Annotated in this window: 8 protein-coding genes; 4 read left to right on the top strand and 4 right to left on the bottom strand. The window is 33.7% G+C overall.

Features of this window, described 5'->3' with window-relative positions; genetic code table 11:
• The first annotated feature begins 69 nt into the window (after positions 1-69).
• The 3 genes from ACFELV_RS06685 to dnaJ all read left to right on the top strand — a co-directional run bounded on the left by ACFELV_RS06685 (position 70) and on the right by dnaJ (position 5100).
• Positions 70-1710, top strand: a complete 1641-nt coding sequence (locus tag ACFELV_RS06685; protein WP_375327284.1) for a patatin-like phospholipase family protein — start codon at positions 70-72, stop codon at positions 1708-1710.
• A 273-nt stretch (positions 1711-1983) separates the two neighbouring features.
• The gene (gene dnaK / locus ACFELV_RS06680; RefSeq protein WP_375327283.1) at positions 1984-3867 is read left to right on the top strand and encodes a molecular chaperone DnaK; all 1884 of its coding nucleotides are present in this window, start codon (positions 1984-1986) and stop codon (positions 3865-3867) included.
• 105 nt (positions 3868-3972) lie between these two features.
• Positions 3973-5100 (top strand): molecular chaperone DnaJ, encoded by a 1128-nt coding sequence (dnaJ, locus tag ACFELV_RS06675; RefSeq protein ID WP_375327282.1) that lies wholly within the window; start codon positions 3973-3975, stop codon positions 5098-5100.
• Positions 5101-5199: 99 nt separating this feature from the next.
• Here the strand turns inward: dnaJ and ACFELV_RS06670 are convergent, their stop codons facing one another.
• The gene (locus ACFELV_RS06670) at positions 5200-6459 is read right to left on the bottom strand and encodes an MFS transporter (RefSeq protein WP_375327281.1); all 1260 of its coding nucleotides are present in this window, start codon (positions 6457-6459) and stop codon (positions 5200-5202) included.
• 181 nt (positions 6460-6640) lie between these two features.
• On the opposite strand from ACFELV_RS06670, the gene ACFELV_RS06665 reads away from it, so the two are divergent.
• Positions 6641-7720 (top strand): IS4 family transposase, encoded by a 1080-nt coding sequence (locus ACFELV_RS06665; protein WP_375326208.1) that lies wholly within the window; start codon positions 6641-6643, stop codon positions 7718-7720.
• On the opposite strand, the gene ACFELV_RS06660 is transcribed toward ACFELV_RS06665, so the two are convergent.
• From ACFELV_RS06660 to ACFELV_RS06650, 3 genes are all read right to left on the bottom strand, one after another.
• On the bottom strand, positions 7711-7947 hold the full coding sequence (locus tag ACFELV_RS06660; RefSeq protein ID WP_375326287.1) for a hypothetical protein: 237 nt from the start codon (positions 7945-7947) through the stop codon (positions 7711-7713). The genes ACFELV_RS06665 and ACFELV_RS06660 overlap by 10 nt on opposite strands.
• Positions 7948-8043: 96 nt before the next feature.
• Positions 8044-10785, bottom strand: coding sequence for a Tn3 family transposase (locus ACFELV_RS06655; protein ID WP_375327280.1), 2742 nt, complete (start codon positions 10783-10785; stop codon positions 8044-8046).
• Between the two features lie 176 nt (positions 10786-10961).
• Entirely contained in the window at positions 10962-11276 is a 315-nt protein-coding gene (locus tag ACFELV_RS06650) for a hypothetical protein (protein WP_375327279.1), read from the bottom strand.
• Positions 11277-11594: the final 318 nt, after the last annotated feature.

Raw genomic sequence — 11594 nt, 5'->3', positions numbered from 1 at the left:
TTTTCTATAATTTATAAAACATTTGCAATGTCAAAATATTTACTAATATAAATATAATAGGTAGGAAATATGTCTACTGCAGAAACGAAACAAAATATCAAATTCCCCGCGTTTAATAATTTAGACGATCAAATAGCTAAACACCCTGTTACGCTTAACACAAAAGGGACACCAAATAAATTACAACCAGCCTCCTCAAATGATTTAAACAGCGAAGAAGGACTCAATGGTTTTTTCTGTGAAGGAGGAGGAGTCAAAGGAATACAGCAAGCAGTCATCTGTACTATACTGGAACAAATAACAGGCAAACCGTTCCACCTCCTTGTTGATCTAGTAGGAGGAACAAGTGCAGGGGCATTGAATATGGCTATATTAACTATTCCTAAAGAGAAAGGGAGTCTTGAACCGCTATTTGCCGCAAGTGAATCTATCGATCTTTTTACAGAAATGGCTCAAGTCATTTTCCCCCAAAGTACTTTTAAACAAACCATGAATAATATTAAAACCTTTAATGGCTTGCTGGGTAATAAATATAATAACGAAGCTCTCAAAAAATTATTAGAAAAATATTGTGGAGATCTGACCCTTGCCGATACTATTGTCCCAATATTTATTCCCGTTTATGATTTATATCACAAAGAGCTCGTGGTTCTTTCCACACTAAAAGCACGCGAAAGTCCAGAACATAACTATCGGTTAGTTGATGTATTATTAGGAACCACAGCTGCACCAGGCTATCTACCACCGGTAAAAGTAACAAATATTAGCGGCATGAAAGATTCAGTATGGATTGATGGAGGACTTGGTAAAAATTCTCCTACTCTTGCAGTTTACCTTGAACTCTTAGAAGCAGGATATAAGATTAATAGCATGAACTATGTGTCTTCAGATGATCCCTATGTTAAGGGTTATTCGTCTTTTATGTATGGAGGAGGAAAACTCGATATACTCAAGAATGGTGTTCAATCTATGCTTCTGGCATCTCAACAACGTTGGGAAGAGAATATCATAGAAAGGATATTAGTAGATAAATACTGTAAAATAGAGGTACCTCTCAGTGATAAGTCAAACACCAAATTAGATGATTCTTCCACTGCAAATTTACAAAGCTTAATAGCAGATACAGAAGATTATATAAGAACTGAAGGAAATTTATGGCTTAAAGGTATTGTGGATAATCTGACAGCTTCTTACGATAGAAAACATCCTGAAAACAAAATTAATACCAATCTCGAACTGTATAAAGAATTATTTAACATTCTACCTCCTAACGTTACTAAAGAAATAGATGAAGGTTACGGGGGTGAAGAAGATATATCTTCTTCTGAGGAGGAGCTTTCTTATGACTTACCAAATATAGGAGTTAACGCAAAATCCACGGCTGATGTAATACCTCAATCTGCAGAACCATCTGCACTCCCGGCACATCCACCATCCGATATAAACGCTGGGTCTAGGCCTATTGCTGTGCTCTCATATCAAGAGGAACAAGCAGAGAGTATAGTACCTTCTCAAGATATGGTGGAGCCTTTGCCCTTGCTTGCTAATAAACATCTTATTCCCCCTCAAGACGAAGGATACGAAAGCGGCTTGGAAGAAAACGATCCTGAAGGGGAGCTCCTAGATGAGTTATTAGGTAAAACAACACCTAAACGTGACGAGATGTTATTAGATGGGGTAGATCCCGTCAATGAGGATTATTCAGCATAGGCTGTGATTAATTTTGATATAAGAATTAATAATTCTTATATCAAATTGAGATTACATTAGTAAAACAATAAGCCGCCATATTCTGTACTATATATTTTATTCTACTCTCTATACTCTATTTCTATCATAAAAATAATTAGAGTAGTATCACTTTCAATTAAAATATGTAATAATTTTTTACATATCCCCCTTGTAAAAGTCATTATAGAACACTATATCAAAAATTGTCTATCTTTAAAGTAAATTTGTTTTAATTGGGTTTAGGAGTATATTATGGGAAAAGTAATAGGTATAGATTTAGGAACAACAAATTCTTGTGTTGCAGTAATGGAAGGGCAAAAGCCTAAAGTAATAGAAAATGCTGAAGGGATTAGAACAACCCCATCAATGGTAGGTTTTAGTAATTCAGGAGAAAAATTAATTGGTGAGCCGGCAAAACGTCAAGCTGTAATTAATCCAAAAAATACTGTCTATGGTGCTAAACGACTAATCGGGAGACGTTATACTGATCCGATGGTAAGAAGAGATCAAGATCTAGTACCGTTTAACATAATAGAAGCTCCTAATAAGGACGCTTGGATTGAAATTAACAGAGAACAATATTCTCCAAGCCAAATTGGTGCTTATATTCTTCAAAAAATGAAGGAAACAGCTGAAAATTACTTAGGAGAAAAGGTAACACAAGCGGTGATCACAGTACCTGCATATTTTAATGATGCTCAACGTCAAGCAACAAAAGATGCTGGCAAAATTGCAGGTTTAGAGGTTTTAAGAATCATTAATGAACCAACAGCTGCAGCCTTAGCGTATGGTTTTGATAAAGCCGAAAGTAAAATCATTGCAGTTTATGATCTTGGTGGCGGTACATTTGATATATCGATTTTAGAAATAGGTAATGGAGTATTTGAAGTCAAATCTACTAATGGTAATACTTTCCTAGGAGGAGAAGATTTTGATGCTAAGATTTTAAATTATCTAATAGACGAGTTTAAAAAAGAAAGTGGTATAGATTTGCGTAAAGATTCTCTTGCGCTGCAACGGTTGAAAGAAGAAGCTGAAAAAGCTAAAAAAGAATTATCTTCTGTAACGCAAACTGATATTAATTTACCATATATTACGGCTGATAGCTCGGGCCCTAAACATTTAAATATGAAATTTACGAGAGCAAAGCTAGAATCCTTAGTAGCCACACTAATTGAGGACACCATAGAGCCTTGTAAGAAAGCGCTACAAGACGCGGGGCTTAAAGCTTCGGATATTCAAGAAGTAGTTCTTGTTGGTGGCATGACTAGAATGCCAAAAGTTATTGAAAAGGTTAAAGAATTTTTTGGCCGTGATCCACATAGAGGGGTTAACCCCGATGAGGTAGTGGCCTTAGGTGCTGCCATTCAAGGGGGGGTATTAAATAAAGAAGTTACAGATATATTATTACTGGATGTGACCCCTCTATCTTTAGGTATTGAGACTTTAGGCGGAGTATTCACCAGATTAATTGATCGTAACACCACTATTCCGACTAAGAAAAGTCAGGTTTTCTCGACTGCTGAAGATAATCAGAATGCGGTTACTATCCGCGTATTTCAAGGAGAGCGAGAAATGGCCAGTGATAATAAATTACTTGGCCAATTCAATCTTGAAGGCATACCACCGGCCGCTAGAGGGCTGCCTCAAATTGAAGTAACGTTTGATATAGACGTAAATGGTATAGTCCATGTCTCTGCTAAAGATAAGGCCAGTGGCAAAGAACAAAAAGTAACTATTCAAGCTTCAGGAGGGCTTAGTGATAGCGAAATTGAACAAATGGTAAAAGACGCAGAAAAAAACGCAGCGGAAGATAAAAAGCGTCGTGAATTAATCGATGCTAGAAATAGCGCAGATAGCTTAATATACTCTACCGAAAAGACGCTTCAAGATAATAGCAGTAAAATATCCGCTGACAATAAGCAAGAGATAGAAAGCGCTATAACCCAATTAAAATCTGCTTTAGAGGCTGATGATTTAGAGCAAATTAAAACAAAAACTGAGCTCCTTACTGTTAGTAGTATGAAAATAGGAGAAGCAATGTATCAGTCTCAATCCGAAAATAGTGCTAGCACTAATCCTGAAGAAAAGGTAGTTGATGCTAATTATGAGGATGTAAGCGACAATAAGTCATAATAATTATATCTCAATCTACTCTTTGTATCACAGGGTTCGATATATCGTAGTAATCGAACTCTATTACTGAAGTTGATCTGTAAATCTCTAATAAAGCACATATATATGGCGACAAACGATTATTATCAAATACTTGGTGTAAGCAAAACTGCTACTCAAGCAGAGCTAAAAAAAGCATATCATAAATTAGCAATGCAATATCACCCTGACCGCAATTCTCACGATACCCAGGCAGAAAAAAAATTTAAAGAAATTAATGCTGCTTATGATATTTTAAAAGATGAACAAAAAAGAGCTGCTTATGACCGTTTTGGGCATGACACATTTGTTAAAGGGGGAGGAGGTGCGGCTACAGGAAGGTATAGTAACGGTAATGGGCCAGATATAAATGATATATTTGGAGATTTTTTTAACGATTTTATGGGCGGCAGCTCAAAAAGACAACGGCATTCCACCACAGCTAGAGGATCAGATTTAAAATACAATGTTAGCATTACTCTAAAAGAAGCATTTTTTGGTATTGAGCAAAATATTAATTTTACTAGTGAAATAAAATGTTCTAATTGCCATGGTAGCGGCTCAGAAAATAATACTGGTATGACCAAGTGTACTACCTGTGGCGGGCAAGGCGCTATAAGAACACAGCAAGGATTTTTTACCCTTGAACAAACTTGCCATAATTGTCAAGGGTTAGGACAAATTATTAAAAATCCCTGTAAAAAATGTCAGGGTCATGGACGTACGTCACAACATAGGAGTTTATTAGTAAATATTCCAGCAGGCGTAGAAGATGGGACTAGAATACGTCTGACAGGCGAAGGAGATGCTGGGCTACGGGGCGGAAGTAATGGAGATCTATATATCTTTGTCACCATTAAACCTCATGATCTTTATAAGGTGGAGGGCATTAATTTACATTGTAGGCTGCCCATTAATTTTATCATCGCAACTTTAGGGGGAGAAGTAGAAGTCCCTGACATAGAAGGCGGGAAGGTAAAATTAAAAATACCTGCTGGTACTCAAAACGGGGAGCAGCTTCGGTTAAAGGGTAAAGGTATGTCAAAAATTAGATCAAATATTAGAGGAGATATGCTGGCTCATATCCATATTGAAATACCAAAAAATCTTACTAAAAAACAAAAAGACATGTTGGAAGAGTTACGTAAAGAATTAGGCAATGATAAGGATGATGAGGCAAGCTTTTTTAATAAAATGAAAAACCTATGGTCCTAAATAACCTGAATTCGATATAAGAATTAATAATTCCTATATCGAATTCAGGTTAAATATAGCCAAAGTGATTTAGACACGATAGAGCTCAATTCTCGAAGTTCATCGAGTATACCCTCCTTTTTTATTATAATCCCTCTCAAACTTTCTTACCGTATAATACGCTAATATTGCAAATATGATCAGATATATAATGGGAAACAGCTTAAATTTTAACGTCTTCATCACTGCTAAACATACATAATTCGCACTACCGCCCATTAACATTGCACCAATAGTGTGCCCAAGGCTTATCGCGCGATATCTGGTATTCACCGAAAAAGCTTTAACAAAAATACCATGGGCTAATGCATTGATAGGCGCTACAAAACATGCTAGCATTAAACAAGATACTAATACAAGATTAAGCATTTCATTACTAACCCCAATAATAAATAATAAGCTCGCAAAAATAGTACCAAATAAACTAACTCGTATCACTATAAGTTCACTAAAGCGATCCGCCAATAGGCCGGCAATTGGCATCGCCACAGCAAAACACAACACTATTAACACTGAAAATGTACTAATAATTAAAGTAGATTGAGGCATTACTATAGGTAAATATTGTTTCATAAAAATAATCGCAATTTGATAAGTGACTCCAAATCCCCCCGCCAGAAATATTACCCTTAACATTACTCGCCATTGTTTTCTTAACAAATTGTTTAAATTGTCTATTTTTATACTTTGTTCTTTATTTATTCTAAATTCTGGCGTTTCATCAAGTCTTTGACGAAAATATAATACTACTAAGGCTAAAGGTAAACTGATCAAAAAAGGAATACGCCAGCTCCAATCAGGAAAAATATGAGAACTAAAGAAATTAGTCATGCCAACGCCCAATAATATCCCTACTACTCCTGTGAACCTCGTTACTGCTGAGGCGGTAGAACGATATTTTTTCCCTAGATGTTCGATGACATAAATAGCAGCTCCATCATACTCCCCTGCGACAAATATACCTTGCATAAAACGACATAAGACCAATATTATTGCACTCCAAGTACCAATGGATGAGTAAGTCGGCAGTAATCCTATAATGATAGTAGGAACTACAATACCTATTATAGTGATATTCAACACTATCTTACGGCCATAAATATCTCCTATCCTCCCAAAAATCACAGCCCCTATAGGTTTTGATAGATAGGCTACTGCATAAACTGCAAACACATCCATTAGGCTAGTAAGAGGATCTGCATTTGGAAAAAACTTCAACGCAATAATACTAGCTGAAAAACCATATAAACTATAATCATAATATTCAATTATCGTGCCTAAAAAGGCGCCTATAACCTTATTTTTTGATTTGTCTCTCATCCTATTTTCCAAATATATAAAGTTATCTTTTAATATAAAATATATTTTCTAGCAAGTTGATTTCATTGCAAATAATTCAGCATAGTACCCCACAGATTTTACAGGAGGGTTAAAATAATAAATTGAATAAGTGACTGAGAGTCACTAATCTCCGCTGAGAAACAAGCAACAGGAGGTATTAATGGACTCTCAATCACTATACCAAATATTATACATATTTTTAGATTGGCACCCAGCACGAATTAAAACATTTGCAGAATTAATTTGTGCAGTAGTAAAAGCTAAAACTGTGAGAATCAAAGAATTAGCACTGTATGTCGCTTCTAAAGGCAATTTGCATGCCAAGATTGTTAAAGTTGAGCGTTTGCTTTTAGAACAAAATATGTGCTTTATAAGTTTAGGGAAAATTATTGTTAAATTGCTCTGTCTAACAGGTAAAATTAGCCTTGCCATAGATAGAACCAGCTGGCAATTTGGTATTAAAAATTTGAATTTTTTTGTTGCAACTATCGTTTATGGTAATATTTCAATTCCTATAGCATGGTTGTTACTTGATAAAAAAGGCAACTCTTCTACTAATGAAAGAAAGAAATTGATTGAGCAAATTTTAACAATTATACCTAAGGAAATGATAGAGCTTATCCTTGCCGATCGGGAATTTGTTGGTGAGGAATGGTTGCAATATATGGGTGGAATCCAAAAATTACCTTTTGCTATCAGGCTAAGAAAAAGTGAGAAGGTCAAGCATTTCAACGGTGGCAAGATGAAGTTGAATAAATGTTTTGCCGATATGCAAATGGGTGACACTAAAACTATAGAAAGCAAAATTTACAATGGTATGGCAATTAAAATAACTTGTTTGCAATTAGAAAGAGAGCAACTATTTATTGCTAGTAATGTGCTTATTGGTGAATGTGCTTTGCTAGCATATAAGCAGAGGTGGAGCATTGAGCGACCTTTTCTGTCTCTCAAGTCATCTGGATTTAATATTGAAGATACCCACATTACAGATCAAAAAAAGCTGGAAAAACTATTTGCAATAGTATCTTTATCCTTAGCTATTTGCGTGCTTGCTGGTGACATTAAGAACAAAATTTATCCTATAAAGATCAAAAAACATGGTCGTAAATTATACTCATTATTTACTTACGGATTTGATTGGATAAAAGATTATTTTTATAACTCGTTAAGTGATACCCCTGCTATGTTGTTTTCATTACTACGAAAACACATTATGCATGCCTTTCAACTTCAACAATAAGTGTGGGGTACTATGATAAAGCACATATTTTGTTCTAAAAGCAAACGCTCAACTTTAACAATCTTGGCATGCAAATTGCCTTTAGAAGCGACATACAGTGCTAATTCTTTGATTCTCACAGTTTTAGCTTTTACTACTGCACAAATTAATTCTGCAAATGTTTTAATTCGTGCTGGGTGCCAATCTAAAAATATGTATAATATTTGGTATAGTGATTGAGAGTCCATTAATACCTCCTGTTGCTTGTTTCTCAGCGGAGATTAGTGACTCTCAGTCACTTATTCAATTTATTATTTTAACCCTCCTGTAAAATCTGTGGGGTACTATGAGACAATACAAGCTTGTAATAAATGTAGACATAATATTGATAATTCTTGATCACCAATATTGTTTGTTGTGAGCTCTCCTAGTTTCCCATAGAAAATAAAATCCATTATATAATTTAAGCGTTCTACTACATTCAACCCTTCATTGATTTCAATTCTAAGATATTCTGAATCTAGGTATTTACATAGGAAAATACTTTTATTTGCTTTACCAATTTCTAACAAAGTTCTATATACAGGATGTTCGTAATTATTATTACTAAAACGTTTTACTAATACATCAGGTTCTACAATACCCAATTTTAATGCTACAAGATGTTTAACGACTTCATTGTAATTCTCCTCAATTAATTTCCAATTGATACCACCTTTAATTATTTCAGAAATATATTGGTATTTCCATTTATCTCCAGATGCAACCCTATAAAGTTTTTGTTTATTTATTGCTTTTAATCTAGGTAGTAAATCAAAATCAAGTAAGTAGCTAATAGCAAAACCTATCACACTTTGACCATGAGTATCAACAAATACTCTGTTCATGTTCATCTCTGTATCATGATCAATTATACCTTTAATCATTGATCCTACTTCTGAAGATGAACAACTTTTTAATTGTGAATAAATACATAATGATTTCTTATCAACATGCCAATAAATCATTACTCCTCGACCTTGATAACGGTGATGCCACTCATTAATAAGATTTTGATCCCAACTACTTATCTTTGTTGAATCGCATGCTACTGATGTTGTTGCTTCTCCCCAAATATCTGGATTACGTATTTTGAGAATATTGTTAATAATTAGACGAATAGAGTTTCTAACATTTGTAGCATTAATATACCTCTTCTTAATATAACGTAAATCGCTGTAATTAACATCACCATTGGCAATACTTATTCTCTTCAATCCTGTATTGCTACCTATACCATATAAACACAATAAAAGTCTTTTTCTAAGGCCTGACGGTTCAATACTACTACTTTTAGCAATAGTTTCCATTTGCTGTGTAAAATTGGTAAGTAGATCAGTTTCTTTTAAAATATCAATAAGGTTTATACTTGACCACCTACCTGTAATTTCCTTTTGTAGTGCAATGATGTTATTTGGATCTTTTTGTGCTTCTGATGGGGTAATAGTAATATTCTTCCCAACAGTACTTGTCTTGATTTTAACAAGATTATTATTAGGTATTTTGCTATTTAGATTTTCTAAACCCCTTTCTAAGGCATTTTGTAACTTTGTAATAAACTCCTTATCATCTAAAGGTAGACCAAGTTCTTGATAATATTGTTGCTTTTTTTGTTCAAAATCTTTTGGTATATCTTCTTCAGGATTTCTATATCGATAACTTCTTTTAATCCATATTGCTTTGAAGTTTAAAAAACGCTTCAATTCTTCTAAAACGGCAAGCTCATAGTTATATTTATTAACTTTAATCACATCTTTATCTACTTGAACAACCATTGGATGCCAATTTGTAGGTATTATACCTTCAATAGGCGGCTCCGTTTCATAATACTCTGAGTCTGATTCATTCCAGTACTTATTAATAAATTCAACAGCTTTTAAAATCGGTTGATAACTAGAGTTATCTTCTTTTAACTGAAAAGTTTGTAGTATTGGTAGTAGTGTGGTTCTACTTCCATACGCATACTTTGAATGAATCTTATTTTGTACCTGTTGTTGATACCATTTACCGCGTTGCTGTAAATCAGTAATTATTGCTTCTAGTTTTTCTTTAGAAACTTCAGGGTAAATCTTATCTTCAATTGTACTTTTAGGATTGTTAATTGATAAAGATGCTAATTTCTCTAGAATATCAAATTTTCCATCAACACGCTTAACCTCCTTTACAATATAGTTATCTACGTATTTTTCAGAACTAGAACGCATACGTTTTATAAGCTTAATTAATGTATCAGCTAAACTATCTAATATTAGCTGCAATCTTATATAACAGAATATTGCCATAGTCGCATATTTTGCCACAGGGCTAAACTCTAAAATATTACTAGGCGATAAAGCCATGATACGATCATAATATTTCAGCAGTAATTTTCTATCTACTAAATCTACAATCGATTTGGGCAAAGTAATTTGTTTTAATAAAGCGATCTTATCCAAAGCAAAATTAACATTTTTTAGCCTAACCCCAGGTATATCATTTTTTAACTCTGATAATTCTATAATACCATTCTTTGACTGTTCGCTTTGTTCAAGGATTTGCTCAATCAAATAACAGTTATCTTGACTTAAACTTTTAAATATCTTTTCAAGAAATTTTTGTTCAAATTGATGCTTTGCTGAAGCAACATAACGATCCAACTGTTTTTTCTTGAATAGTACAATTTTATTTTGGTCAAAAAATAACCTAGTCTGCTCCATTAATAATTCATTAGATGGATAATGAGGTAGAATATTATTTGTTAGATATTCTGTAAATATTAAAACATCATTATTATTTGCTTGGCGATATCCCAAATATTTTCTAATATCCTGATGATATCTTTCGGCTGTTCTACCGCTCCAATTAAATTTTGAAAGAATAGACTCTTCAATATCCAACTCTGAAGCAATGGCTGATATTAATTTTAATGATATTGGTTTTTCTTCTGCTGCAGGGAATTTAATGTGAGACCGAAAATAAATTAACATTACTCCAAAAGCTAGTTGATTGATTTTACCAGTTTTTGTGTTGCATAGATTAAAATCTTCTAATGATAGTAAATTTGACATATATTATTTTGTATATTCCTAGAATACCTAATATCGGTACTATTTACGAACAATACTACCTATAATTAAATATTATGAGCTATATCTTTTAATATAAATATCAAAAAGTGTCAACAATATTCTTTTAGGAACTTAAAAAGTTAGAACTTTGCATTAAATGTGGCGGCTCATCGCAGCTACCTTAACACTGGTCCAGATAGGGCCAGTATGGAAGCGGATTGAATATTATCAGGATTGTTATAATCGCAACGAAATTCTGTACTAAGTGTGATATTATGAGCAATAACATATTGTTTTGCTATATCTTTTGCCTTCTCAAACAGAGTTTTTACTAATGGTTTCAGATGGGAAATTTCATCTAATGTAAATAGTTGGGGTACTATAACATAACCATTAGCAAAAAATGATTGTACTTGTTGTTTAGATAAAGCATGGGCCTCATCAGGTGAGAATCTTTCAGCTTGTGGAGATGCACAAGATGTTGATTGCATATGTGCCTCTTAAGTTTAAAGTATGGTATAAAAATAACTTTATTATAATATACTGCTGCACTTTCAAGAATTGTTTTTTTATTTTATCAAGGATTCGCGTGCTTACGTACTTAAGTGTCACACTACTGGACAAAAATAGAAAATGGTTAAAAAAGTACAAAAATTGTTATCTGCTAAAGCTCGTTTTTAGCAATTATTATCTCAAAAATAACATTTTGTACTTAAAATAATATGTTTTTTTAACCATTTTCTATTTTTGTCCAGTAGTGTGACTTAAGTGTACGCTCCGCGCGCTCACCCCTGGCAAATAAAATCCAA

The sequence above is a fragment of the Candidatus Tisiphia endosymbiont of Nemotelus uliginosus genome (assembly GCF_964264835.1).
In the GTDB taxonomy this organism is placed as follows: domain Bacteria; phylum Pseudomonadota; class Alphaproteobacteria; order Rickettsiales; family Rickettsiaceae; genus Tisiphia.
This window is presented reverse-complemented; position numbering and strand designations above follow the sequence as displayed.

Bases quoted from the DNA above. Each gene is read 5' to 3' on its own strand.
- dnaK (WP_375327283.1), top strand. From the start codon at position 1,984: ATGGGAAAAGTAATAGGTATAGATTTAGGAACAACAAATTCTTGTGTT.
- ACFELV_RS06665 (WP_375326208.1), top strand. From the start codon at position 6,641: ATGGACTCTCAATCACTATACCAAATATTATACATATTTTTAGATTGG.
- ACFELV_RS06685 (WP_375327284.1), top strand. From the start codon at position 70: ATGTCTACTGCAGAAACGAAACAAAATATCAAATTCCCCGCGTTTAAT.
- ACFELV_RS06670 (WP_375327281.1), bottom strand. From the start codon at position 6,459: ATGAGAGACAAATCAAAAAATAAGGTTATAGGCGCCTTTTTAGGCACG.
- ACFELV_RS06655 (WP_375327280.1), bottom strand. From the start codon at position 10,785: ATGTCAAATTTACTATCATTAGAAGATTTTAATCTATGCAACACAAAA.
- ACFELV_RS06660 (WP_375326287.1), bottom strand. From the start codon at position 7,947: ATGGACTCTCAATCACTATACCAAATATTATACATATTTTTAGATTGG.
- dnaJ (WP_375327282.1), top strand. From the start codon at position 3,973: ATGGCGACAAACGATTATTATCAAATACTTGGTGTAAGCAAAACTGCT.
- ACFELV_RS06650 (WP_375327279.1), bottom strand. From the start codon at position 11,276: ATGCAATCAACATCTTGTGCATCTCCACAAGCTGAAAGATTCTCACCT.